Origin of the sequence: Acidiphilium sp. C61 (assembly GCF_905116885.1) — a bacterium.
Classification (GTDB): domain Bacteria; phylum Pseudomonadota; class Alphaproteobacteria; order Acetobacterales; family Acetobacteraceae; genus Acidiphilium.
Genome location: NZ_CAJHNI010000005.1, coordinates 1,299,251 through 1,324,361, shown reverse-complemented (window position 1 = coordinate 1,324,361; position 25,111 = coordinate 1,299,251). Strand labels below are relative to the sequence as shown.

The following is a 25,111-nucleotide window of genomic DNA, read 5'->3' as shown; positions in this document are numbered from 1 at the left end:
GACCTGATCCGGCTGCCCCTGACCGGGGCTGCTTGATTCGCAGCCGGAACGTATGGCACGCTCCGGCTGCACGTCATCTGGAGGACAGAAAATGGGTCTTTTCGACGGTATTTCCGGCCTTGTCGGCAGTCTTGCCGGCGGCACCGCGGGCGGCGGGCTGGCGAGCGCGCTCGAGGGCAGCGGCATCGACCTGTCCGATATTACCAAAAACCTCCAGCAGGGCGGACTTGGCGTGCATCTCGCCTCGTGGCTCGGGACGGGCGACAACATGCCGGTCAGCGCCGCCGATGTGCAGCAGGCGCTCGGCAATCCGCTGGTGGAAAAGATTGCCGCCCATTTCGGGATCGATACCTCGGCCGCTTCCCAGCTCATCGCCGATCATCTGCCAGCCGCCGTCAGCCAGACCGCAGCCGGGTCCGACACGACGGATGACAGCGCCGCAAGCTGAGCCTTCCGTTCAGCTCCGCTCGCGCAGCAGGAATTCGCGGCCGATCTTGACCCGCGGTTCGCCGTCATAGGCGACGATGTCGGCCGTGGCGTAGGTCTCGCTCCAGGTTTCGGGAATGAAGCTGCCGGTGCCAACGACGTCCACGGGCACGTGCGCATCCGCCATCACGCTGCATTTCTCGACGCCGAAGCCGGACGAGGCGACGATCTTCACGCGGATGAAGCCGGCATCGTCCAGAACCTCGCGCAGCCGCCAGATCGCGGCGGCGGAAACACCGGTCCCGATCAGGTAGCGCAGCTCGTTGTGGCTGCGATACCGGCGGATTGCCCCCGGCGCGTGCCGCTCCATCACCGCATAGCTTTCCTGCGGGTCGAGCCCTTCGAGGAAGCGGCCGCCATGGGTGTCGAGCCGGATCGACAGCCGGCCGGCATCGGCCAGCTCGGGAAACCGCCGGCAGACGGCGAGCCCGTCGGTCACCTCGCGGCCGAAATAATCGGTCAGCACCGTGAGGTCGGACTCCGGGAAGGTTTCGTGAAACATCTCGGCCGCCCGCACCGTGCTGCCGGCATAGCCGATCAGGGCATGGGGCATGGTGCCGTAGCCATGGGGCGCGCCGAAATAATGCGCGGTGGCGTCGGTCGCGTTGCCGATGAAGCCGCGCGCCCCTTCGGCCCGCGCCGCGCGGGAGCCGACGGCGGCCGCATAGGCCATCATCTCTTCCATCTCGGCACCGGCGCAATGGCGTGCTTCCATGGCAAGGAACGCCGCCTTCGGCAGGGCGGCGCACATCTGATAGGCGTTGTGCGCGGCGACACAGGCCGGGCCGAGCTTCTGCAACAGGATCGTCTCGAGATCGACCAGCGCCACGAAGCTGCCGGTGACATAGGCGATGGGCTCGCCGGCGCCGACCCATGATCCCTCGGGCCGGGCGAGTTCAACCTCGATCCGCTCGCCCCGTGCCTCGATCACCTCGTCGAGCCAGCGCAGCATCAGCATCGGCGCGGAGACGACGGGGCGGCGCATGAACACGGCATACGTGACCCGCGCATCGCCGAATCGGGCGACGATCGCCCTCGTCCGGTTGAAATAGGCATCGGTCTGCGCCGCGATCCCGGCGTCGAGATCGGGGCGCGGCGATGCCCGGCGTGCGGCGCGGGTCATTTACTCGGCGGCGATCGCGGTGCCGCGGGGGGCGCGGCGGGTTTTCAGTTCCGCCGCGATGAGGAAGGCGAGTTCGAGCGACTGCTCGGCATTCAGCCGGGGATCGCAGAACGTTTCATACCGCGCGCCGAGATCGGCCTCGGAAAGCTGCCGCGCACCGCCGACGCATTCGGTCACGTCCCGCCCGGTCATCTCGACATGGACGCCGGCCGGATTTGTCCCCTCGGCCTCGTGAATGTCGAAGAAGCCGCGGACTTCGGACAGGATGGCGTCGAACCGGCGAGTTTTCACCTTGCCCGAGGTGGTGATCGTGTTGCCGTGCATCGGGTCGCACTGCCAGGCGACCTTGCGGCCCTCGCGCTTGGTCGCCCGCACCAGCCGCGGCAGCTTCGCCGCGACCTGCTCGGCCCCCATCCGCGCGATCAGCGTGAGCCGCCCGGCCTCGTTCGCCGGGTCGAGCCGCTCGATCAGCCGCAGCATGTCGTCCTCGTCCATGCTGGGGCCGACCTTCATGCCGATCGGGTTCTTCACGCCGCGCATGAACTCGACATGCGCGCCGTCGAGCTGGCGGGTGCGGTCGCCGATCCAGAGGAAATGCGCCGAGCAGGCATAATGATCGCCGGTCGTGGAATCGACGCGGGTCAGCGCCTGCTCGTAGGGCAGCAGCAGCGCCTCATGGCTGGTGTAGAACTCGGTTTCGTGGATCTGCGGGGTGGACTGGCTGGTCATGCCGCAGGCCGCCATGAACTGCAGCGTCTCGTCGATCCGCGCCGCGAGGTCGCGGTAGCGCTCGGCGAGCGGCGAGCGGCGGACGAAATCGAGGTTCCAGCGATGCACCTGGTGCAGGTCGGCATAGCCGCCCGAGGCGAAGGCGCGCAGCAGGTTGAGCGTGCCGGCTGACTGGAAATAGCCGAATTCCATCCGTGCGGGGTCGGGAATGCGGGCTTCGGCGGTGAAGTCCGGCCCGTTGATGATGTCGCCGCGATAGGAGGGCAGGGTAACGCCGTCCACGGTCTCGGTGTCGGAGCTGCGCGGCTTGGCGAACTGGCCGGCCATGCGGCCGAGCTTCACCACCGGCACCGACCCGCCGAAGGTCAGCACCACGGCCATTTGCAGCAGCACGCGGAACGTGTCGCGGATCACGTTGGCGGTGAAGTCGCCGAAGCTCTCGGCGCAGTCGCCGCCCTGCAGGATGAACGCCTTGCCCTCGGCCGCCAGCGCGAGCGAGGCTTTCAGGCGGCGCGCCTCGCCGGCGAAGACGAGCGGCGGATAGCCATGCAGGCGTGCTTCCATCGCGGCGAGTTTGGCTGCGTCGGGATAGGTCGGCACCTGCCTGATCGGCTTCGCCCGCCAGGATTCCGGGCTCCAGCCCGCCGGATCTTGCATCGTCGTATCAGCGTCGTTCATGGCGATCTCCTTGGAGAAGCGACCTCATAAGACAAAACCGGGGCCGCGCGCTACTCCGCCGCCCGCGTCGCCGCGGTCGCGCCGCCGCGATCCACACGCCGCGTCTCGGTCCGCAAGGTGACGAATTCCTCCGCTGCGGTCGGATGGATGCCGATCGTGCTGTCGAAATCCGCCTTGGTCGCTCCGGCCGTGATGGCTACGGCAAGCCCCTGCATGATCTCGGCCGAATCCTCGCCGAGCATGTGCGCGCCGAGCACGCGGTCGGTCTGCGCGTCGACGATCAGCTTCATCATCGTCTTGCGTGCGCGGCCGCTCAGCGTGTGGCGCATGGGCGTGAACCGGGCGACGAACACTTTCGCCCCCTCCGGCGCCTCGTCCTCGGTGAGGCCGACGCTGGCCAGCGGCGGGATCGAGAAGACCGCGCTCGGCACGTTGGCGAGCGAGATGCGGCGCGGCCGGTTGCCGAACAGCGTGTCGGCCAGCGCGTGGCCCTCGGCGGTGGCGACCGGGGTCAGGTTCAGCCGGTCGGTCACGTCGCCGAGCGCGAAAATGTGCGGGACATTGGTGCGGTAGTCTTCATCGATCGGGATCGCGCCGCCGGGCCCGGCGATCACCCCGGCCTGGTCGAGCCCGAGCCCGGCCACGTTCGGCGCCCGCCCGGTGGCGAGAAACACGCAATCGGTCTCGATCGCATGCCCGTTCGACAGATGCAGCCGCCTGCGCCCGCCCGAAGCCTCGATCCGCACCGGGGATACCCCGTGATGCACGCCGATGCCGTTCGCCGCCAGCGCCTCGGCCAGCCCGGCCCGCAGGTCGGGGTCGAACCCGCGCAGCGGCAGCGGCTGGCGGTAGACGATGTCCACCTTCGAGCCGAGGCCGGCGAAGATCCCGGCGAACTCCACCGCGATATAGCCGCCGCCGATCATCACGACATGCTCCGGCCGCGCCGGCAGGTGGAAGGCATCGTCCGAGACGATCGCGAGTTCCGCGCCGGGAATGTCGAGCCGGACCGGCTGGCCGCCGGTCGCGATCGCGATCCGGTCCGCGGTGACGTGATGCTCACCGACCATGAGCGTGTGCGGGCCGAGAAACCGCGCCCGCGCGTTGAAGATTTTCGCGCCCGCCCGCTCCAGCAGCCCGGTATAGGCGCCGTTCAGCCGGCCGATCTCGCGATCCTTGGCGGCGATGAAGCCGGGCCAGTCATGCGCGACGGCGCGCATGTCCCAGCCGAAGCCCCGCGCATCGGCGGCGCCGAGCCCGTATTCCGCCGCCATCACCATCAGCTTCTTGGGCACGCAGCCGATATTGACGCAGGTGCCGCCCCAGTGCCGGTCCTCGGCGATGCCGACGCGCGCGCCATGCCCCGCCGCGATCCGCGCGAGCCGCACGCCCGCCGAACCGCCGCCGATGACAAAGAGATCGAAATCGTGATTCATCCGGACAACCCCGTCTTGCCGACATCCTGTTCGCCAACATGTCGCACGATTGGCCAGGGAAGGAAACGCAAAGCCGTGGCTGCGGCGATCGGGGCAGTTGGCGCGCCCGCCTGCCGGTGGCAGGGTCGTGCTCCCGGCGATCCGCGTCGCGCGTTGCGTCCATGCCTGTTTCGGGGGATTTTCGCAGCATGATCATCACCCTCGTCGCCCTGCTCGCGGCCACGGTCGTCACGGTTCCGCTGGCGCGCCGCCTCGGGGTGGGCAGCATCGTGGGGTATCTGTTCGCCGGGCTGGTGATCGGCCCGGCCGGGCTGCGCCTCGTCACCGGCGTGTCGCAGATCCGCAGCGTGTCGGAATTCGGCGTGACCATGCTGCTGTTCCTGATCGGGCTGGAGATCCGCCCGCACCGGCTGTGGATCCTGCGCAAGACCATTCTCGGCCTCGGCTTCGGCCACATGATCCCGAGTGCGGCGATCCTCGCGGTGCTGGCCCATCTCGCCGGGCTCGGCTGGCCGGCGGCGACCGTGATCGGCCTTGGCCTGTCGCTCTCCTCCACCGCGATCGTCCTGCCGATGCTCAACGAGCGGAACCTGCTCAGCGCCGCGTCCGGCCGCGATGCCTTCGCCGTCCTGCTGTTCCAGGACATGGCGTTCATCCCCCTCGTGGCTGTGGTGCCGCTGCTCGTCGGCAACACGCTGGCGAGCCACATCGCCGCCGGGGCCGCGCCCGCGGATGTCGCCGCGCGTTTCGCCAATCACGTGCCCTGGCTCGCGGTGGGGCGGGCGGTGCTGGCGGTCGCGGCGATCCTGTTCGGCGGCATGGTTCTGGCCGACCGGATCTTTCGCCTGATCGGCGGCGGTCGTACCCCCGAAGTGTTCACCGCGATGACCCTGCTGATCGTCGTCGGCACCGCCGCGCTGGCCCATTGGGCCGGGCTGTCCGCCTCGCTCGGCGCCTTCATGGCCGGCGCGCTGCTGTCGGATTCGGAGTTCAGGCACGCCATCCAGGCCGATATCGAACCGTTCGAGGGCCTGCTGCTCGGCTTCTTCTTCATCTCGGTCGGCATGTCGGTCGATGTGTCATTGTTTCACGTGGAACCATGGCGGATCGTCGCCGCGGTCGTCGTGCTGCTGGCGGTGAAGACGGCGGTGGGCTTCGCCGTCGCGTTCATCAAGCGGCGCAACGTGGCCACGGCGCTGCGCTTCGCGGTGGCGCTGCCGGAGGGCAGCGAGTTCAGCTTCGTGGTGTTTGCCGCCGCTGTCGGCGCCGGGGTGCTGAGCCCGGCGCAGTCGGGCCTCGCGACGCTCACGGTCGCGCTCTCGATGCTCGTGGTTCCGCTCGGCTTCGCCGGCATCGAGCGCTGGGTGATGCCGCGCATCGCCCGCCGCCAGGCGCCGCCCTCGACCCCGATCGAGGCGGGAGAGGATGTGCCGGTGCTGATCTGCGGCTTCGGCCGGGTTGGCCAGATCGTCGGCCGGCTGCTTTCGGTGCGGCGGATTCCCTTCGTCGCCCTCGACCAGAATGCCGATCATGTCGCCTTCGTCCGCCGCTTCGGCGCCCGCGCCTATTTCGGCGATCCGGCGCGGCTGACCGTGCTGCGCGCCGCCGGGGCGGGCAATGCGAAGCTGCTGGTCATTGCCCTCGACGATCCCGAGGCGTCGCTGCGGGTGGCCGATCTCGCCCGCCGCCATTTGCCGCATCTGACGATCCTCGCCCGGGCGCGCAACCGGCGCCATGCGCAGCTGCTCATGGATCGCGGCGTCGAGCATATCGTGCGCGAAACCTTCGCATCGAGCCTCGAACTCGGCGAGCGCGCGCTGCGCGAACTCGGGGTTCCGGCCGAGGAGGTGGGGCGCACCATTACCACGTTCCGGGCGCGGGACGAGGCGCTGCTCACCGAAACGCTGGGCTTTGCCGGCGATCCGTCGCGCGTGGTCGCCAGCATCGAGCAGAGCGTCGCCGAGTTGCAATCCCTCTTCGAGGCGGACCGGGGCGGCTGATCAGGTGGAGTCACCTGACCGGAACGTGCTCTATTTCGCGGCCTGCTGCCGCGCCAGCAGGGCATCGACGATCGCCGGGATGTCGGCCTCGGCATAGGGCGCGCCGAAGATCGCCTTCATCTTCTTCACCTCCGCGGTCCAGGTTGCGGCGGCAAGGGGCGGCTGGCGGTCGATGAAGCCGGCGGAGTGGCACATCGTGCAGTCGCGGTTCAGGGTTGCGGCGCCGGTGCCGGAGAACATCGCGCCGGGCGAGGGCAGGTCGACCGTGCGTTTCGCGAAGCCGGCGGCGGTGTCCGCTGGCGCGGCGCGCGCGGCGGTGCCGCAGGCGAGGAGGCCGATCGCGGCGCCGAGCAGGAGGGGGAGCGGGAGGGGGCGGATCATGACTAGGTCTCCTTCAGCCGGCCACGACATCGACATGTTCGACCTGGTTGTAGAGATAGCCGCCGGGATTCCAGACCGCGCGCATCGGCTGCATCTGGCCGGCGACGTTGCGCGCCCGCACCATCAGCCGGTAGTCGCCGGCCTTTGGAAACCGCGCGACGGCGTGCCATTCGCGGAAGCCGTAAGGGCCGTGATCCGGCCCGAGCGTGGCCGGGCGCCAGCTTGCGCCGGCGTCTTCTGAGATGTCGATCGCGCGGAGGGCGGCGTTGCCGCCGAAGCCGAAGCCGCGCAGCGTGAGCGCGCCGGACGTCGGCACGCGGGCGCCGTTCGCGATGCCGGTGAAGAAACTGCGCGGGCGCATCGGCCCGATCGGGACCATCTTCACCCCGGTTTCGTCCGGACGCATCCCGCCATCCGGCCGGTCGGGGATGCGATAGGCCTTGGCCATCCAGAAATCGGTCGAGGGATGTTCGAGCACCTCGATCTCGGTGAGCATCTTCATCCAGTAGGTCGAGAACCAGCCGGGCACGACCAGGCGCAGCGGATAGCCGTTGAGCAGCGGCAGGTAGGCGCCGTTCATGCGGAAGGCGACCATGGTGACGCCGTCATTCGCCCGGCGGAGCGGCAGCGCCTTTTCGAACTGGATATCGGGCGGGAAGATGCCGCCCGATTCGAGGCTGCGGAACGCGACATGGGTGGCCTTCGGGCTGACCCCGGCGCGGGCGAGCAGCGCGCGCAGGGGCACGCCGGTCCAGATCGCGTTGAACATCGCGCCGTTCCCCCATTGCGCACCCGCCACCCGCGGCTCGATGAGCCCGCGGCTGTTGCCGGCGCACTGGTTCACCGCCGCGAGACGGCGATGGGGAAAGCCGCGCACGAGGTCTTCCAGTGTCAGCTCGTAGGGCCGCCGCACCGCGCCGCCGATCCGCAGCCGGTAGGTCGCGGGATCGACCGAGGTCGGCATGTCGCCGAGATGCCAGCGCACGAAGGCGAGGTCGTTCGGCGTGTAGAGATTGTCGCCAAACACGGCGAAGGGCGTTTCCAGCAAGGGCGGCCGCGTGCGCTGGAGGATCATCTCGCCCTTTTGCGGAAAGGTTCCAGCCGGCACGAGCGGTCGTTCGCCGTTGCCGAAGGGCAGGGTGACGGTCGCGCCGCGCGCCCCGCGGGGCAGGGCGGCAAGCACAGCGATGGCGGCCCCGCCGGCGAGCGCCGACCGGCGCGATTGTGTCATGGCGTGGGACGCTGGCGCATCCCTGTCTGTCTCGCTCATCGTCTGCCTCGCTCATCACGATTCTTCCTGATGCGGCGAGGCTGCGCCCGGTTTGTATCTCCCGCGCGACGGAATTGTAATTTTCATCCCGGTGCGTCAGCGGTCTTGCACAGCCCTGCGGTCCTGCGATAACCGGCCTGCATGCGCATTCTCCATCATCTCCCGCTTTCGCCCTTTGCCCGCAAGGTCAGGCTCGTGCTGGCCGAAAAGCGGCTGCCCTTCGAACTCAAGCTGGAAAAGACCTGGGAACGCCGGCCGGAATACCTGGCGATGAACCCGGCGGGCACGGTGCCCACCCTGGTCGAGGAAAACGGGCTGGTGGTGCCGCATTCGAATGCGATCTGCGAATATCTCGACGAGGCCTATCCGGACATTTCGCTGATCGGGCGGACCCTTGCCGAACGCGCCGAGATTCGCGCGGTCACCGCCTGGTTCGACGAGCGTTTCGCCACCGAAGTCTCGCGCAACCTGCTGTACGAGAAGGTGATGAAGCCGGCGGCCAAGCGCGGCGCGCCCGATCCCACGCGCATCCGCGAGGGGTATGCGGCGCTGCGCGCGCATCTCGGCCATATCGGCTTTCTCGCCGAGCGGCGGAAATATCTGGCCGGCGCCAATCTCTCGCTCGCCGATTTCGCCGCCGCGTCACAGCTCTCGGCTCTCGACTTCATCGGCGATGTCGACTGGTCGGTGAACCCGGCGGCGCGGGAATGGTATGCGCGGATCAAGTCCCGCCCGGCGTTTCGGCCGCTGCTGAACGACCGGGTTTCCGGCTTCACCCCGCCGCCGCATTACGCCGATCTGGATTTCTAGAGCACTTTCCGATCCGATTGGATCGGATGATGCTCTGACTCTCGCCCGCCGGCCGCGCGTCAGTCTCCGGCGGAAGGCGGATGGGCGGCGAGCGCCGCGCGCAGCCGCCCGTGGGGATCGCCGAGCACGCCGTGGCGGAGCAGGAAGTCGATCAGCACGAGGTTGACGTTGAATTTCACCTCGTCGGTCCCGGCGATGATCCCGATCATCTCGCGCGCCGGGATCAGGGTGAAGGATTCGACCTCGCCATCCGCCGCCTCGGGGCGGAAATCCGGGTCCAGCTCCAGATCGTAGCAGACCAGCAGGTCGCGCCGGAGCCCTTCCGGGCGCTCCATGTCATAGGCGATCCGCGCGACGGGCCGCGCCCGGGCGATCACGGCGGGGGGGATGCTGGCCTCCTCGGCCGCTTCCTTGGCCAGCGTGTCGAACGCGCCCATGCCGGCGGACACGCCGCCGCCCACCAGATTGTCGAGCTTGCCGGGATCGAGCTTCTTGGTCGGGCTGCGCCGGCCGATCCACAGATGCGGCCCGTCCGCCCGCTGGACATATCCATTGAGGTGCACGCCGACGCCGATGACGCCGAAGGCGGGCAGCGCGCCGCGGTCCAGCGTCGCCAGCACCGGACCGTCGATCCGGGCGCGGACGTCGAACAGTTCGCCGCGGGTGCGGAAGCCGTGCGCCGGGCCGAGCGGGGTCGCGATATCGTTCAGCCGCGCGGCGACCTCCGGCAGAATGCTCAGCCCGCCGGGATGCGGGCGCGCATAATCGCCCATGTCGGCGGCGAGTGCGGCGCCGACATAGCCGACCGGCGCCTCGCCGATCAGAAGCGGTGTCCGCTGCCCGGGCAGCACCGCCGTCCGGCATTCGGCGATGCGCGCCAGCAACCCCGCCGATACCTGCTCAGCACTACTCGCCATTTGCAATCCGCGTCTCACATGCCATCTGCCGGAGATGGCCCGAACATTAGACATTGCCAAGAGTGAAAGCAGCCTCGCGACGGTGCGTTCACTGCTGCCCTATCTCTGGCCGCGGCGCGAGCCCGGCCTGCGCCTGCGCGTCGTGCTCGCCTCGCTCTGCCTCGTGCTCGCCAAGGTGGCGACCGTCGTCATTCCGATCCTGTATGCGCGGGCGGTGGACGCGCTCTCGTCGAAGGCCGGCCCGCTCGCCGTGCCGGCGGCGCTGATTGTCGCCTATGCGCTGGTGCGCATCGCCTCGTCCGGCTTCGGCGAGCTGCGCGACGCGCTGTTCGCCGCCGTGCAGCAGCGCGCGGCACGGGTGATCAGCCGCGAGACGTTCGAGCATCTGCACAACCTCTCGCTGCGCTTCCATCTCGACCGCCAGACCGGCGGGCTTTCGCGCGTCATCCTGCGCGGGACCACCGGCATCCAGACGGTGCTGCGGCTTGCCGTGTTCAACGTGGTGCCGACGCTGATCGAATTGCTGCTGACGGTCGGCATTCTCTGGCACATGTTCAACTGGGCCTATGCCGCGATCACGCTCGCCGCGGTGGGCGGCTATCTCGCCTTCACCTTCGGCTTCACCTCCTGGCGCATCAAGTTCCGCCGGCAGATGAACGAGACCGACAACGCCGCCCAGACAAAAGCGATCGACAGCCTGCTGAATTTCGAGACGGTGAAGTATTTCGGCAACGAGGCGCATGAGAGCGTGCGGTTCGATGCGAGCCTCGCCGCCTACGAGACGGCGGCGGTCCGCTCGCAGGTCACGCTCAACGCGCTCAATCTCGGCCAGGCCGCGATCATTGCCACCGGCCTCGCCGTGCTGATGCTGATGGCGGCGAACGGCGTCGTCGCCGGGCGGCTGAATGTCGGCCAGTTCGTGCTGGTGAACACCTACCTGATCCAGCTCTACCAGCCGCTCAACTTCGTCGGCTTCGTCTATCGCGAGCTGAAGCAGGGGCTCGTCGACATGGAGCAGATGTTTGCGCTGCTGCGCACGCCGCAGGAGATTTCCGACCGGGCGGATGCGAAGACGCTGCCGGCGCGGGGGGCTCCCGTGCCGGTCGAGTTCGTCGATGTCCGCTTCGGCTACAGCCCGGACCGCGAAATCCTCCACGGGATCTCGTTCCGCGCCGAGCCGGGCCGCAAGATCGCCCTGGTCGGGCCGACGGGGTCGGGCAAGTCGACCATCTCGCGGCTGCTGTTCCGCTTCTATGACGTGAGCGAGGGGGAGGTGCTGGTCGATGGCATCGACGTCCGCGACCTGACCCAGGCGAGCCTGCGCGGGGCGATCGGCGTCGTGCCGCAGGACACCGTGCTGTTCAACGACAGCATCCGCTACAACATCGCCTATGGCCACCCCGGGGCGTCGGATGCGGAGGTCGAGCGGGCGGCGCGCCTCGCGCAGATCCACGATTTCATCATGTCGCTGCCGCAGGGTTATGCGACCACGGTGGGCGAGCGCGGCCTGAAACTGTCGGGCGGCGAGAAGCAGCGCGTCGCCATCGCCCGCACCATCCTCAAGGACCCGCGCCTGCTCATCCTCGACGAGGCGACCAGCGCCCTCGATACCGCGACGGAGCAGGATATCGGGGCCGCGCTGCGGCAGGTCGCGCGCGACCGCACCACGCTGGTGATCGCCCATCGCCTGTCCACGGTGATCGACGCCGACGAGATCCTTGTCCTGCGCGATGGCAACATCGTCGAGCGCGGCACCCATGCCTCGCTGCTCGCCGCGGGCGGCATCTATGCCGCGATGTGGGCGGCGCAGTCCGAGCAGATCGAGGCGGCCTCGGCCGAGCAGGGGTTGGCGACCGGCCCGCGCACCCGCGAGCTGCCGCTCGGCTCCGCGGCAACCCCGGCCTGATGCGGCCGGACGACATCACGATTTCATGACACAAGGAAGCAAGCCGATGCAGCATCAAGCCACCGAGGCGCAGATTCTCGAAGCCGGCCAGGTCATCGACCAGCTGGTTCATCGCATGGTCGAGAAGGAGATCCCGACCATCGCCATCGCCTCGGCCCTGCTTGGCGGCGCGCTCAACCTGCTGGGGGCGGAACTGCCCGACGAGGCGATCCTGAGAATCCTCGACAACGCCATGCAGAGCGTGCGCTCCGGCGCCCTGCGCGAGCTCGACGAACCCCGCCAATAGACCGCGCCGGCCCCGCAGTCGGGGCAGGTCTGCATTTCCCGCTTGACAATGGTTCGGGCTTCACGATAGCAACCGATTTACTACAAGGGTCAAATTAATTGGAACCTCGCGGCACGCCGGGGCCAGAATTCGATCCACCATATCTTGGAAGAGGAAACACCATGAAAATCGCGTTCCCGACGATCATTGCCGCGTCCGCGCTGGCGGTTGCCGCCTTCGGCCTGACGGCCGCGCACGCCCAGTCCGTCGCCCAGCCCTCGGTGCACCAGATCAGCAGCAAGAAGACGACGATCGCCTTCCTGCTGCCGGAGAATTCCTCCCCCCGCTACGAGCAGGTCGACCGGCCCTGGTTCATCAAGATGGCGCATGCGGCCGATCCGAACGCCAAGCTGATCGTCAGCAACGCCAATTCGAGCCCGGACACCCAGCTCAACCAGGCCGAATCCGCGATCTCGAACGGTGCTGACGTTCTCGTCGTCGATCCGGTCGACGGCAAGGCCGGTGCCGCGGTGGTGAACTACGCCACGCGCAACCACGTGAAGGTGATTTCCTATGACCGGCTGATCCAGGATTCGAAGCCGGATTACTATGTCTCGTTCGACAACACGAAGGTCGGCGAGCTGCAGGGCGAGTATATCGCGAAGCACACCAAGCCCGGCGGCAGCGTGATGATGATCAACGGCGCGCCGACCGATCCGAACGCGTTCGACTTCCGCAAGGGCGCGATGAACGTGCTCGGCCCGCTGTTCAAGTCGGGCAAGCTGCATCTCGCCTATTCGGTGATGACGCCGAACTGGAGCCCGCAGAACGCGTTCGAGGAAAGCCAGCAGGCGCTGACCCGGCTGCACAACAAGGTCAATGGCGTTCTTGCCGCGAATGACGGCACCGCTTCGGGCGTGATCCGCGCGTTGCAGGCGGTGGGCCTTGCCGGCAAGGTGCCGGTGACCGGCCAGGATGCGACCAATGGCGGCCTGACCTTCATTCTCGAAGGCCTGCAATCGATGACGGTGTTCAAATACGTCCCCGAGGAAGCGGCGGCGGCGGCCGATCTCGCGGTTGCGGTGGCGACCGGCACGAAGCCGCCGGCCGGCCTCGTCAACGGCAAGGTGAACAACAAGATGATCGACGTTCCGTCGGTGCTGCTGAAGCCGCTGGTGGTGACCAAGGCGAATATCGCCGGTTCGGTGATCAAGTCGGGCTATACGACCTGGAAGGCGATCTGCGTCGGTCCGGCTGCCAAGGGCAAGATCTGCAAGGCTCACGGCGCCTGATCCGGGACCATTGACGGCGCGGCGGACGCCCCGCGCGTCCGCCGTTTGCTTGGGAGGACGAGAGATGAGTGCGGCAATCGCGGCTGAACCCGCCGCAGCACCCCTGCTTGAGGTGCGCGGCCTGCAAAAGCGCTACGGCGCCGTGGTCGCCCTGCGCGACGTGAATTTCACCGTCCGCCGTGGCGAGGTGACCGCCCTGCTCGGCGACAACGGCGCGGGCAAGTCCACCACCATCAAGGCGATCGCCGGTGTCGCGCCGATCGACGAGGGGGATATCCTGCTGGAGGGGCGGCCGGTCTCGATCCGCCACCCGTCCGAGGCGACGGCGCTGGGCATCCAGACCGTGTATCAGGATCTCGCCCTCTGCGATAATCTCGGCATCTGCGCCAATCTCTATCTCGGCCGCGAGCTCGTCAGCTCGCCCACCGCGGTTGGCCCGCATGTGTTGCGCGATGTCGACATGGAGCTTGAAGCGCGGCGGGTGCTGAAGACGCTGCGGATCAACCTGCCCGCGCTGGATACGCCGGTGGCCTCGCTCTCCGGCGGGCAGCGCCAGGCGGTGGCCATCGCCCGCGCCGTGCTGTGGGATTCCAAGCTCGTCATCATGGATGAGCCGACCGCGGCCCTCGGCGTCGCCCAGACGGCGGAGGTGCTTCGCCTCGTGCGCGACCTCGCCGAGCAGGGCTATGGCGTCATTCTCATCACCCACAACATGCAGAACGTGTTTCAGGTGGCGGACAATATCGCCGTGCTGCGCCTCGGCGCCACGGTGATGCAGGCCCGCAAGAGCGAGGTTACGCCGGAGCAGGTGGTCGGCGCCATCACCGGCACGCTCGCGATACCCGGAACCGGCGCGGCAGGAGCCTTGGCATGAGTAGCACCGTGCAGCCCCCAGAGCGGAAATCCGGGCAGGAATCCGAGCAGAAATCACCGTTCACGCGCTGGCTGACCGGGGTCGCGCAATCGACCGATCTCGGCATGCTGCCGGTGATCGCGGCGCTGATCGTCATCTGGATCGTGTTCGAGACGCTGAACGCCAACTTCCTGACCCCGCGCAACCTCTCCAATCTCGCGGCGCAGATCGTCGTCACCGGCACGCTGGCGCTGGCGGAAATCTACATCATCCTGCTCGGCATGATCGACCTGTCGATCGGCTGGAACTCGGTGCTCGCCGCCTCGGTGTTCTCGCTGGCCACGGTGTTCTTTCACCTGCCGGTCGGCGTCGGCATCGCGCTTGGAATCGCGCTGGCGACCGGGATCGGCTTTCTCCAGGGCATGGTGGTGTCGCGGATCGGCGTGCCGAGCTTCGTCGTCACCCTCGGCGGCGGCATGATCGCCGAGGGTCTGACGCTCGCGATCCTGACGCCGCATGGCGGCTCGGTGCCGCTGGCGGACGATTTCACCACCGCGATCGGCACGCTCAATCTCGATCCGCTATGGTCGTGGGTGCTGAGCCTGCTGCTGTTCGGCGCCTATGCGGCGGTGACGCTGAACGGCATCCGCAAGCGCACGGCGAGCGGCCATGAGGGCGGGTTCGCCGCGACGATGCGGCTGGTCGGTGTCGCCATCATGCTGTTCGGCGCGGTGTTCATGCTGAATGCCTATCGCGGCGTGCCATTCCTGCTGATGCTGTTCCTGATCGCGCTGTTCGCCTCGGCCTTCGTGACGAAGTCGACCCGCTTCGGCCGGCATCTCTACGCGGTCGGCGGCAATGCCGAGGCGGCGCGGCGCGCCGGCATCTCGGTGAAGGGGATCCAGCTCGCCGTCTTCGTCATCGCCGGCTTCCTCGTCGGCCTTGCCGGCTATCTCGATGCGGCGCGCCTCGGTGTCGCCTCCGCCTCGGTGGGCAATGGCGACATCATGCTGAACGCGGTCGCCGCGGCGGTGATCGGCGGCACGTCGCTGTTCGGCGGGCGCGGCAGCGTCTATGGCGCGCTGTTCGGCGCGCTGGTGATCGCGAGTGTCAGCAACGGGATGAACCTGCTCGGTGCTGCCTCGTCCGTGCGTTTCATCGTCGAGGGGCTGATCCTGCTGGCCGCGATCACCATCGACACCATCCTCCGCCTCCGGCGGATGCGCAGCGGCCGGGCCTAGAGGACGTTCCGATCCATCAGGATCGGATGTCGTGCTCTAGAACCCGGCTGCCACGCCCGCCGCGGGAAGGCCGCCGCCATGTTGCGCATTCATGGCGGCGGCTGCCTCGGCGGCTTCCAGCGCCCCTTCGAGATAACCGCCGAATTGCGGCGCGCTCTCCGACCCAGAAAGCAGGACACGGTCGCGCCACGGCGCGGGCAGGGCGAGCGGCGCATAGGCCGGATGCCCGGCCAGCGGCGCGGCGTCGGCCGGCGTTGCGGTCAGCTCGTCGGCCGACCAGTCCTGGATCAGCAGCGCGCGGGGCGATCCGGCCGCCGGGCCGAACAAGGCGGCGAGCTGGGCGCGTACCGCATCCTCCAGCCTTGCCCGGCGCGCCGCGCGCATCGCGGCCGGCCAGGCGAAGAAGCCGAACAGCGCCGCCTCGCCGGAGGCACCTGGCAGGCTGGCATCGTGGATCTCGCCCAGCGGTCCGCAGCGGCTGAAGGCCCCGCCGGACAGGCCGGAATCGCGCCAGACCGGCGCGTCGTAGATTGCCAGCGCCTTGGCATGCCCGGCCATCCAGGTCGGCACCGCCTCGAGCTGCCGCAGTGAAGCGGCGGGCAGGGTGGGCGCAAAGCCGATGGCAGCCGCCAGCCGGGGCGGCAGCGCCAGCGCCACGCGCCGCGCCCGTAGCCGTGTCTCCCCGGCCTCGACGCTGACTGCGTCCGATTCCAGCACCAGATGCTCGACCCGGGTGCCGAGCCGGATCGTGCCGGGGGCGAGGCGGGCGGCGAAGCCTTCGGCGAGGGCGGTGGTCCCGCCTTCGATCCGCATGCTCGGCGGCTCCTGCGCGAAGCCGTGGGGCAGGCGCTGGACCGTTCCGTCGCCGTCCTGGAACACGAAGCCGCCTGCATCGGCCTGGCGGTGCAGAAGGAGGCCGAAGGCGGCGGCGGCCTGCGCCACGCGCGGCTGCATGGAAGGCCAGATCCAGGCCGGGCCGAGATCGTAGCAGCCTGATTCGGTGCGATGCGCGAGGCTTCGCCCGCCGATTCGCGAACGCGCCTCGATGATTGCGACATGCTGGCCCGCCTCCTGCGCCCGCGCCGCGAGGGCGAGGCCGGCGAGGCCCGCCCCGACCACGATCAGGTCGTGCATGGCGTCAGGCGACCGTCGGCAGATGGCCGCTCTTGCGGTAGAGCAGCGCCCCGTCGGTGCTGGCCAGCGCGAGCCGGCTGCCGGCGGGCAGCCGCAGCCAGGTGCCGGCGCCGTGCACCGCGCCGTCCCGCGTGATCGATCCCTCCACCACAAAGATCTCGACGCCGCGCGGATAGGCCTGCTCCACCGTTTCGATGCCGGCGGCGAGGCGGATCATGTCCACCTGCTCCCACGGGGCGGAGAACAGCAGCGCTTCCGACCAGCCCGGCGCACGCTCGCGCCACAGCCCGGGATCGGTGGTGTCGATCCGCACCGGGGCGGCCTCTTCCGGCGGCATCTGCCGCAGCTTCACCAGGATTGTCGCGCCCGGCGCGCTGGAGGGGGTGTGCCGCGAGCCGGGCGGGTTGCGCACGTAGTGGCCGCGCGGAAAATCTCCAGTCTCGTCGGAGAACACGCCCTCCAGCACGAGGAATTCCTCGCCCTCGTCATGCCGGTGCGGGCTGAAGGCGGAGCCCGGCGCGTAGCGCACCAGCGAGGTCGCCCGCGCCACCTCGCCGCCGTCGCGCTCCAGCATCCGGCGCTCGACGCCGGCCATCGGCGAGGCGATCCAGTCGAGCGCCGCGGCATCGACGAGGGCTGGCTGGCGAAGATCGGCGTTGATCTGCATGTCTGCTCCTTTTCGGCCCGTGGCCGGTCTTCGAACACATTCTCTCGCCTGCATATGGTCGGTTTCGCGCCGAGGGCAAACCGCTGTTGCCGCGCCGGTCTATTGTATTTTCCCGACCGGCCCATATCCTGAGCGCAGGGAAGGCGCGCTGCGGCCGCCGTCAGCAACTGGAAGATGAGGAATCGATCATGGTGAAATTCGGTCTTGCCCAGCCGGTCAAGCGCGTCGAGGATTCGCGGCTGCTGCGCGGCGCTGGCCAGTATACCGACGACGTTCCGGCCGAGGGGGCGCTGCACCTTCATGTGCTGCGCTCGCCGCACGCCGCCGCGACGATCACGGGAATCGACACTGCGGCCGCCCGCGCGGTGCCGGGTGTGGTTGCCATCGTCACCGGTGCTGATCTCGCCGCCGAGGGCATCGCGCCGATTCCCTGCATGGTGCCGATCAAGAACCAGGACGGCACGCCGCGCGCCCAGGCCGATCGCCCGGCCCTCGCCCAGGGCACGGTGCGCCATGTCGGCGAGCCGGTGGCCTATATCGTCGCCGAAACCGCGCAGGCCGCGCGCGATGCCGCCGAGCTGGTCGATGTGCGCTACGACATGAAGGCCTCGATCACCGATCTGGCCAGCGCGATGTCCGACAGCGCGCCGCGCGTGCATGACGATGCGCCGGCCAACCGCGTGTTCGACTGGGCGGTGGGCGACGCCGCGAAGGTGGACGAGCTGTTCGCCGCCGCCGCGCACGTGACGAAGCTGCGCATCGTCAACAACCGCATCGTCGTCAACTCGCTGGAGGCCCGCGCCGCCCGCGCCGAATTCGACGCGGCTTCCGGCCGGTGGACGCTGACCACCAACACCCAGGGCGGCTGGCTGCTGAAGGACTGCCTCGCCGGCGCCGTGTTCAAGGTGGAGCCGGCGAAGTTCCGCGTCATCACCCCGGATGTCGGCGGCGGGTTCGGCATGAAGCTGTTCGTCTATCCCGAGCATGTCATGGTCTGCCACGCCGCCCGCAAGCTGGGCCGGCCGGTGAAATGGACCTCCGAGCGCAGCGAGGCGTTCCTCTCCGACACGCATGGGCGCGACCACATCACCATCGGTGAGCTGGCGCTGGACGCCGATCACCGGATCACCGCCATGCGGGTGACGGACACGGCGAACATGGGCGCCTATCTCTCGAATTTCGGCCCCTTCATCCCGACCCTCGCGGGCACCAAGGTGCTGGCCAGCGTCTATGGTATGAAGGCGATCCATGCGCGGGTGTTCGGCGTGTTCACCAACACCGTGCCGGTCGACGCCTATCGCGGCGCCGGCCGCCCGGAGAGCAATTATCTCGTCGAGCGGCTGATCGACGCCGCCGCCCGCGAACTCGGGATCGACAGCGCCGAGCTGCGCCGCATCAACATGGTGCCGGCGAGCGCCATGCCCTTCACCACCGCGATGGCGCAGACCTATGATTCGGGCGATTTCCACAAGGTGCTCGACCATGCGCTCGACATGATCGACTGGAAGGGCTTCCCCGCCCGCCGCGCGAAGTCGGCCGCCGCCGGCAAGCGCCGCGGCATCGGCATGGCCTATTACCTCGAGGCGACCGGCGGCGCGCCGGAGGAGCGCGCCGAGATCCGCTTCACCAAGGAGGGGTATGTCGATGTCTATGTCGGCACCCAGTCCACCGGGCAGGGCCATGAAACCGCCTATGTGCAGCTGGTCAACGACCGGCTCGGCATCGACCCGGACAAGATCCGCGTCCGCCAGGGCGATACCGACACAATTCCGCAGGGCGGCGGCACCGGCGGCGCGCGCAGCCTCTATTCCGAGGGCCAGGCCATCGCGCTGACCACCGCGACCATTCTCGAGAAGGGCCGCAAGGCCGCGGCCGATCATCTGGAGGCGGCGGAAGCGGACATCGTGTTCCAGGATGGCGCCTTCCGCATCGTCGGCACCGACCGGATGGTCGACGTCATCACCCTGGCGGCGGAGCTGCACGGCGAGCAGGGCAACGCGCTCGACACCGCCGAGATCGCCAAGATCGAGAAGCACACCTTCCCGAATGGCTGCCACATCGCCGAGGTCGAGATCGATCCGGAAACCGGCGTCACCTCGGTGCTGCGCTATCTCGTGTGCGACGATGTCGGCACCATCGTGAACCCGATGATCGTGCGCGGCCAGGTGCATGGCGGCGTCGCCCAGGGGCTCGGGCAGGCGCTGCTGGAGAACACCGCCTATGATCCAGAATCGGGCCAGCTCGTCGCCGGCAGCCTGATGGATTATGCGCTGCCGCGCGCCGACGACCTGCCGGATATCGAGGTGGAGTTCGTCTCGGTGCCTTGCGCCTCGAACCCGCTCGGCGTGAAGGGTGCGGGCGAGGCCGGCGCGGTCGGCTCGCCGCCGGCGCTGATCAACGCGGTGATCGACGCGCTTGCCGCGGATGGTATCCGCGAGATCGACATGCCAGCGACGCCCGAGCGCGTCTGGCAGGCGATCGCGGCGCGGCAGGCCGCTTGATCCATCTGGTCAAGCTCGCGGTCGGCGTGAAGGATCCCGGCCATCTGGCCGAGATCCAGCGCCGCCGCGCGGTGGCCGATCCGCCGCTGCGCCACCAGACCCGCAGCTTTCCCAAGCGCGCGGCGGAGCTTGCCGATGGCGGGTCGATCTACTGGGTCATCACCGGCGCCGTGCTGGTTCGCCAGCGGATTCTCGACGTGATCGAGGATGTCTGGGATGACGGGACGCGCTGCACCGGCCTCGTGCTCGACCCCACGCTCGTCCGGGTCGAGGCGCGGCCGATGAAGCCCTTCCAGGGCTGGCGCTACCTCGCGCCGGACGATGCGCCCGCCGACCTGCCGGATGGCGGCCGCACCTCCGGCATCGAGGACCTGCCGCCGGCGCTGCGGCGCGACCTGCGCGCCCTGGCGCTGCTGCCATGACGCTGCGCCTGCCGTGGTCACGCCCGTGCGTGCCGGTGATCCGGCTTGCCGGGCTGATTTCGCCCCGCGAGGGGGCGGTCAATCTCGAACGTTTTGCCCCCGCCATCGACCGTGGCTTCGACCTCGCGAAAGGCGGGACGAAGCTGCTGATCCTCGCGATCGAAAGCCCCGGCGGCTCGCCGGTGCAATCCGACCTGATTGGCAGGCATATCCGCCGCAAGGCCGAGGAGACCGGCGTGCGCGTTCTTGCGGTGATCGGCGATGTCGGCGCTTCCGGCGGCTACTGGATCGCCTGTGCGGGCGACGAGATTTTTGCCAATCCGATGTCGATCGTCGGCTCGATCGGCGTGGTCGGCGGCGGTTTCGGCGTGCATGACCTGATCCGCCGCTTCGGCATCGAGCGCCGCGTCGTCACCGCCGGCGCTAACAAGCTGCGCAATGACCCGTTCTCGCCCGAGCGGCCGGGGGACGCGGCATTCAACCAGGCGCTGCTCGACGACATTCACGCCGCCTTCAAGGCGTGGGTGCGCGAGCGCCGCGGCGGCGCGCTGAAGGGCGACGACACGGTGTTCGACGGCTCCTACATGCTGGGCAGTGCTGCCAGCGAACGCGGCCTGATCGACGGGTTCGGCGATGTGCGCGGCCTGATCGCCGCGCGCTGCGGAAAGCGGGCGAAGCCGGTGTTTCTCGGGCCGAAGCGGAAATTCTCGCTGCTGCGGCTGGTCGGCCGGTCCAGCCTGATCGAACTCGCCAATGCGATGGAGGCCGAGGCGCTCACGCCGAAACTCGGCTAGAGCACGTTCCGATCCATCCGGATCGGATGTCGTGCTCTATCTTGTTGATAATCAGAGCATCTTTATCCGATCAGATGATTCCATCTGATCGGATGATGCTCTAAGCGCCCCGGTCGCTTCGGCGTCTTACGACGCCTGGGTCACGAACTTGGTGGCGAGATAGGCTTCGATCGCCTCGGCGCCGCCCTCCCAGCCATAGCCGCTGTCCTTCATGCCGCCGAACGGCGTCTCGGGCAGGGCGATGCCGTGATGGTTGATCGAGATCATCCCGGCCTCGATGCGGTCGCCCAGCGCCGTCACCGTCCTGGCCGACCGCGAATAGGCATAGGAGGCGAGGCCGTATTCAAGCCGGTTGGCCTCGGTCACCGCGTCCTCGAAGGTGGAGAACCGGTTGACCAGCGCGAGCGGGCCGAACGGTTCCTCGTTCATCACCCGCGCCGTGGTCGGAATGTCGGTCAGCACGGTGGGCTGGAAGAAATACCCCTTGTTGCCGATCCGCTCGCCGCCTTCGGCCACTTTCGCGCCGTGCTTCGTCGCGTCGGCGATGAAGCCCTCGATCGCCGGGATGCGGCGCTCGTTGGCGAGCGGCCCCATCGTGGTGCCCGCATCGAGCCCGTTGCCAACCTTGATGTTCCGGACCGCGCCGAGAAAGCGCTCCATGAACCCGTCATAGACGCTTTCCTGCACGAGGAAGCGCGTCGGCGCGACGCAGACCTGGCCGGCATTGCGGAACTTGTTGGCGGCGAGGATCTTTGCCGCCGCGTCGAGATCGGCGTCCTCGAAGACGATCGCCGGCGCGTGGCCGCCGAGTTCCATCGTCGCCCGCTTCATGTGCGCCCCGGCGAGGGCGGCGAGGTGCTTGCCCACCGCGGTCGAACCGGTGAAGGAGATCTTGCGGACCGCGCGGTGCGGGATGAGATATTCGGAAATCTCGGCCGGCACGCCGTAGACGAGGTTGAGCACGCCCGGCGGCAGCCCGGCATCGGCGAAGGCGCGCACCAGCTCGGCGCAGGCGCCCGGCGTTTCCTCAGGCCCCTTCAGGATCACCGCGCAGCCGGCGGCCAGCGCGGCGGAGACCTTGCGCACCGCCTGGTTGATCGGGAAGTTCCACGGCGTGAAGGCGGCGACGATGCCGACCGGCTCCTTGACCACGAGCTGGTAGACGCCCGCCGCCCGCGCCGGGATCACCCGGCCATAGGTGCGCTTGGCCTCTTCGGCGAACCAGTCGATCACGTCGGCGGCGACGGTGGTTTCGCCCTTCGCCTCGGCGAGCGGCTTGCCCTGTTCCATCGTCATGATGGTGGCGATTTCGGGGATCCGCGCGCGGATCAGCTCGGCGGCCTTGCGCAGCAGCGCCGCGCGCTGGAATGCCGGCGTCGCCCGCCAGGTCGCATAGCCCGTCTCGGCCGCTGCGATCGCGGCGTCGAGATCCGCGCGGCCGGCATGGGCGGCCGTGCCGATGACTTCCTCGGTCGCCGGGTTGATCACGTCGAGCGTGCGGCCCGAGGCGGCGTTCGTCCATTCCCCGCCGATATGCAGCAAAACGTTCTTGTACATCTTTGATCCTGTCTCCGTGTCCTGGCTGGCCGCCGGGTCAGACCGTGGCCAGCACCTTGCGCAGCTTGTCGAACATCTCGTCGAGCTGGTCGTCGGTGGTGATGAAGAGCGGGGCGAAGATCGCCGTATCGCCGGCGACCCGCAGCACCAGCCCCTGTTCGAAGGCCCGGCGCAGCACGGCGAAGCCGCGCTTGCCCGGCCCGCCCTCGGGCGCGAGATCGACCGCGCCGAGCAGGCCGAAACCGCGGGTGTCGATGACGATCGGCACGTCGCGCAGGGCGGCGATGCGTTCGAGGAATTTCGGCGCCAGTGCCGCGGCGCGGGCGAACAGGTCATCCTCGCGGTAGATCCGCAGCGTCGCCAGCGCGGCGGCACAGGCCACCGGATGCGCCGAATAGGTATAGCCGTGGAAGAACTCCACCGCATCGGGTCCGGCGGCATCGAGGATCGCCTGCTGCACGTCTTCCCGCACGGCGACGGCGGCCATCGGGATGTTGCCGTTGGTGATCGCCTTGGCCATGGTCAGCATGTCCGGCACCACGCCGAACGCATCCGCCGCGAAGGGCGCGCCGGTGCGCCCGAAGCCGCAGATCACCTCGTCGAAGATCAGCAGGATGCCGTGCCTGGTGCAGATTTCGCGCAGCCGCTCCAGATAGCCCTTCGGCGGCACCAGAACGCCCGTCGATCCCGCGATCGGCTCGACGATGCAGGCGGCGATGGTGTCGGCGCCATGCAGGTCGATCATGCGTTGCAGGTCGTCGGCGAGATCGAGGCCGCCATGCTCGCCCTGGCCCATCTGGAAGCGGTTCTCGGGGATGTGCGTGTGCCGCATATGCGCCACACCCGGCAGGCCGAGGCCGAATGCCTCGCGGTTCTTCACCATGCCGCCGACCGACCAGCCGGCGAAATTGACCCCGTGATAGCCGCGCGCCCGGCCGACGAAGCGCTGGCGCTGCCCCTGGCCGCGCACGCGATGATACTGGATGGCGACCTTGAGGGCGGATTCGACCGCCTCCGAACCGGAGCCAGCGAAGAAGACGCGGTTCAGCCCGGCCGGCAGCATCTGCGCCAGCTCGTTGGCCAGCCGGAACGAGCCGGGCACGCCGAACTGGAAGGCCGGCGCGTAATCCAGCTCTTCCAGCTGCCGCGCCACCGCATCGCGGATCTCGCGCCGGCCATGCCCGGCCGGCGTGGTGTAGAGGCCGGAGACCGCGTCGAGCAGTTTTTCGCCCGCGGTGTTCCAGTAATGCACACCCTCGGCGCGGGCGATGATTCGCGGCGCGTCATGAAACTGGCGGTTGGCGGTGAACGGCATCCAGTGATGGATCAGCGGCTCGTTGGAGCGCGGCGCGGGCTGGGTCATGGCTCGGTCCTTGAATGAAGCAGATCTCACTAGAGCACGTTCCGCTCCTTTCGGATCGGATGTCGTGCTCTATCATATTGATAAACAGAGCATCTTCACCCGATCAGATGACACCATCCGGTCGGGTGATGCTCTAGCCTATTATTTTAAGCACGACAGGAGCAAGTCGGGCGGAAACGGCGCAAGTTCAACATGGGATGTCGATTATCCTGAACATCACACGGTGCTTGCCGGTCCTCTTGGCCGGCGCCGCCGCGCGGACTACAAGCGGAGCACGAGTATAATGGGAGTTTAAATATATGAAACTGTTCAGGCATGGCGCCGTCGGCGCCGAACGTCCAGGAATTGTCGATGGGTCCGGCGCGCTGCGCGATCTCTCCGGTGTCATTGCCGAAATCGACGCCGCAACCCTTTCCGATGCCGGGCTTGCGCGCCTCGCCGCGCTCGATGCCGCGACGCTGCCGCTGGTGCCCGCCGGCACGCGGATCGGCGCACCAGTGCCGAGGCCGGTGAATTTCATCTGCATCGGCCTCAACTATGCCGACCATGCGGCCGAATCCGGGCTCAAGGTGCCGGAGGAGCCGATCATCTTCATCAAGGCCGGCAGCGCCTATTCGGGGCCGAACGATGACATCGTGATCCCGCCCGGCTCGAAGGAGACCGACTGGGAGGTGGAGCTTGGCGTGATCATCGGCACCGGTGGGTCGCACATCGCCGAGGATTCGGCGCTCGACCACGTTGCCGGCTACTGCATCGTCAATGATGTCAGCGAGCGCGAATACCAGATCCGTCGTGGCGGCACCTGGGACAAGGGCAAGGGCTGCCCGAGCTTCGGCCCGACGGGGCCGTTCCTCGTCACCCGCGACGAGGTGCCGGACCCGCAGGCGCTCGATCTGTGGTGCGAGGTCGATGGCAAGCGGATGCAGAACGGCAATACGCGGACGATGATCTTCGGCGTGAAGACGCTGGTGTCCTATGTGAGCCGCTTCATCCATCTCGAACCCGGCGACGTGATCGCTACCGGGACGCCGCCCGGCGTCGGCATGGGCATCAAGCCGGAGCCTGTGTTTCTGCGGCCGGGCCAGACCGTGCGTCTCGGCATCGCCGGGCTTGGCGAGCAGACGCAGAAGACCATCGGCGGCTGATCCGCCGCCGGGATTGAGCCGAAAGGCCGGATTGCCGGGCGCTGCCGGCGGGTTAGGAACAACCCGTCGGCGGTTGGCCGGGCGATTTTCCGGCCGCGCCGCGCAATCTAGACTTTCGTTAATCCCCCTGCCATTGAGGCC

The 25,111-nt window shown here is 68.5% G+C and carries 22 protein-coding genes; 12 read left to right on the top strand and 10 right to left on the bottom strand.

What is annotated here, in order from left to right:
• The first annotated feature begins 52 nt into the window (after window positions 1-52).
• Window positions 53-448 (top strand): YidB family protein, encoded by a 396-nt coding sequence (locus HUW10_RS09020; RefSeq protein WP_174503193.1) that lies wholly within the window; start codon window positions 53-55, stop codon window positions 446-448.
• A 9-nt stretch (window positions 449-457) separates the two neighbouring features.
• Here the strand turns inward: HUW10_RS09020 and HUW10_RS09015 are convergent, their stop codons facing one another.
• The 3 genes from HUW10_RS09015 to gorA are packed head-to-tail and all read right to left on the bottom strand — an operon-like array spanning window position 458 to window position 4,452.
• Window positions 458-1,609 (bottom strand): nicotinate phosphoribosyltransferase, encoded by a 1,152-nt coding sequence (locus HUW10_RS09015; RefSeq protein ID WP_174503192.1) that lies wholly within the window; start codon window positions 1,607-1,609, stop codon window positions 458-460.
• Complete coding sequence (locus HUW10_RS09010) at window positions 1,610-3,016, bottom strand: class II 3-deoxy-7-phosphoheptulonate synthase (RefSeq protein WP_174503191.1); 1,407 nt, start codon at window positions 3,014-3,016, stop codon at window positions 1,610-1,612.
• A 50-nt stretch (window positions 3,017-3,066) separates the two neighbouring features.
• On the bottom strand, window positions 3,067-4,452 hold the full coding sequence (gene gorA, locus HUW10_RS09005; protein ID WP_174503190.1) for a glutathione-disulfide reductase: 1,386 nt from the start codon (window positions 4,450-4,452) through the stop codon (window positions 3,067-3,069).
• 188 nt (window positions 4,453-4,640) lie between these two features.
• Here gorA and HUW10_RS09000 point away from each other — a divergent pair, with 188 nt between their 5' ends.
• Window positions 4,641-6,452: a cation:proton antiporter gene (locus tag HUW10_RS09000; RefSeq protein ID WP_174503189.1), complete on the top strand. Its 1,812-nt coding sequence runs from the start codon at window positions 4,641-4,643 to the stop codon at window positions 6,450-6,452.
• 30 nt (window positions 6,453-6,482) lie between these two features.
• On the opposite strand, the gene HUW10_RS08995 is transcribed toward HUW10_RS09000, so the two are convergent.
• Both HUW10_RS08995 and HUW10_RS08990 read right to left on the bottom strand, forming a co-directional pair.
• Window positions 6,483-6,833: a sulfite--cytochrome C oxidoreductase subunit B gene (locus HUW10_RS08995; RefSeq protein ID WP_174503188.1), complete on the bottom strand. Its 351-nt coding sequence runs from the start codon at window positions 6,831-6,833 to the stop codon at window positions 6,483-6,485.
• A gap of 13 nt (window positions 6,834-6,846) precedes the next feature.
• Window positions 6,847-8,103, bottom strand: a complete 1,257-nt coding sequence (locus HUW10_RS08990; RefSeq protein ID WP_236656299.1) for a molybdopterin-dependent oxidoreductase — start codon at window positions 8,101-8,103, stop codon at window positions 6,847-6,849.
• Between the two features lie 141 nt (window positions 8,104-8,244).
• Here HUW10_RS08990 and HUW10_RS08985 point away from each other — a divergent pair, with 141 nt between their 5' ends.
• The gene (locus tag HUW10_RS08985; protein ID WP_174503187.1) at window positions 8,245-8,913 is read left to right on the top strand and encodes a glutathione S-transferase family protein; all 669 of its coding nucleotides are present in this window, start codon (window positions 8,245-8,247) and stop codon (window positions 8,911-8,913) included.
• A gap of 59 nt (window positions 8,914-8,972) precedes the next feature.
• On the opposite strand, the gene HUW10_RS08980 is transcribed toward HUW10_RS08985, so the two are convergent.
• On the bottom strand, window positions 8,973-9,830 hold the full coding sequence (locus tag HUW10_RS08980; protein ID WP_174503186.1) for an NUDIX hydrolase family protein: 858 nt from the start codon (window positions 9,828-9,830) through the stop codon (window positions 8,973-8,975).
• Window positions 9,831-9,864: 34 nt separating this feature from the next.
• Between HUW10_RS08980 and HUW10_RS08975 the strand changes: the two genes are divergently transcribed.
• The 5 genes from HUW10_RS08975 (at window position 9,865) to HUW10_RS08955 (ending at window position 15,387) form a co-directional block, all read left to right on the top strand.
• Window positions 9,865-11,736: an ABC transporter ATP-binding protein/permease gene (locus tag HUW10_RS08975; protein WP_174503185.1), complete on the top strand. Its 1,872-nt coding sequence runs from the start codon at window positions 9,865-9,867 to the stop codon at window positions 11,734-11,736.
• Between the two features lie 46 nt (window positions 11,737-11,782).
• On the top strand, window positions 11,783-12,022 hold the full coding sequence (locus tag HUW10_RS08970) for a hypothetical protein (protein WP_174503184.1): 240 nt from the start codon (window positions 11,783-11,785) through the stop codon (window positions 12,020-12,022).
• A gap of 161 nt (window positions 12,023-12,183) precedes the next feature.
• Entirely contained in the window at window positions 12,184-13,293 is a 1,110-nt protein-coding gene (locus tag HUW10_RS08965) for a sugar ABC transporter substrate-binding protein (RefSeq protein WP_174503183.1), read from the top strand.
• A 64-nt stretch (window positions 13,294-13,357) separates the two neighbouring features.
• The gene (locus HUW10_RS08960; protein WP_174503182.1) at window positions 13,358-14,167 is read left to right on the top strand and encodes an ATP-binding cassette domain-containing protein; all 810 of its coding nucleotides are present in this window, start codon (window positions 13,358-13,360) and stop codon (window positions 14,165-14,167) included.
• On the top strand, window positions 14,164-15,387 hold the full coding sequence (locus HUW10_RS08955; RefSeq protein ID WP_174503181.1) for a sugar ABC transporter permease: 1,224 nt from the start codon (window positions 14,164-14,166) through the stop codon (window positions 15,385-15,387). Before HUW10_RS08960 ends, HUW10_RS08955 begins: the two co-directional genes overlap by 4 nt.
• A 36-nt stretch (window positions 15,388-15,423) precedes the next feature.
• Here the strand turns inward: HUW10_RS08955 and HUW10_RS08950 are convergent, their stop codons facing one another.
• Together HUW10_RS08950 and HUW10_RS08945 are read right to left on the bottom strand one after the other, a co-directional pair.
• Complete coding sequence (locus HUW10_RS08950; protein ID WP_174503180.1) at window positions 15,424-16,521, bottom strand: FAD-dependent oxidoreductase; 1,098 nt, start codon at window positions 16,519-16,521, stop codon at window positions 15,424-15,426.
• A 4-nt stretch (window positions 16,522-16,525) separates the two neighbouring features.
• Complete coding sequence (locus HUW10_RS08945; protein WP_174503179.1) at window positions 16,526-17,188, bottom strand: cupin domain-containing protein; 663 nt, start codon at window positions 17,186-17,188, stop codon at window positions 16,526-16,528.
• Between the two features lie 188 nt (window positions 17,189-17,376).
• On the opposite strand from HUW10_RS08945, the gene HUW10_RS08940 reads away from it, so the two are divergent.
• The 3 genes from HUW10_RS08940 to HUW10_RS08930 are packed head-to-tail and all read left to right on the top strand — an operon-like array spanning window position 17,377 to window position 20,905.
• Window positions 17,377-19,689, top strand: coding sequence for a xanthine dehydrogenase family protein molybdopterin-binding subunit (locus HUW10_RS08940; RefSeq protein WP_174503178.1), 2,313 nt, complete (start codon window positions 17,377-17,379; stop codon window positions 19,687-19,689).
• Window positions 19,686-20,111, top strand: coding sequence for a DUF1489 family protein (locus HUW10_RS08935; RefSeq protein ID WP_174503177.1), 426 nt, complete (start codon window positions 19,686-19,688; stop codon window positions 20,109-20,111). Before HUW10_RS08940 ends, HUW10_RS08935 begins: the two co-directional genes overlap by 4 nt.
• On the top strand, window positions 20,108-20,905 hold the full coding sequence (locus HUW10_RS08930; RefSeq protein ID WP_174503176.1) for a S49 family peptidase: 798 nt from the start codon (window positions 20,108-20,110) through the stop codon (window positions 20,903-20,905). Before HUW10_RS08935 ends, HUW10_RS08930 begins: the two co-directional genes overlap by 4 nt.
• A gap of 126 nt (window positions 20,906-21,031) precedes the next feature.
• Here the strand turns inward: HUW10_RS08930 and HUW10_RS08925 are convergent, their stop codons facing one another.
• Together HUW10_RS08925 and HUW10_RS08920 are read right to left on the bottom strand one after the other, a co-directional pair.
• Entirely contained in the window at window positions 21,032-22,462 is a 1,431-nt protein-coding gene (locus tag HUW10_RS08925; protein WP_174503175.1) for an NAD-dependent succinate-semialdehyde dehydrogenase, read from the bottom strand.
• Window positions 22,463-22,499: 37 nt separating this feature from the next.
• Window positions 22,500-23,825, bottom strand: coding sequence for an aspartate aminotransferase family protein (locus HUW10_RS08920; RefSeq protein ID WP_174503174.1), 1,326 nt, complete (start codon window positions 23,823-23,825; stop codon window positions 22,500-22,502).
• A 299-nt stretch (window positions 23,826-24,124) separates the two neighbouring features.
• Here HUW10_RS08920 and HUW10_RS08915 point away from each other — a divergent pair, with 299 nt between their 5' ends.
• A complete protein-coding gene (locus tag HUW10_RS08915; protein ID WP_174503173.1) occupies window positions 24,125-24,970 on the top strand; it encodes a fumarylacetoacetate hydrolase family protein in 846 nt (281 codons plus the stop codon).
• Window positions 24,971-25,111 lie beyond the last annotated feature (141 nt).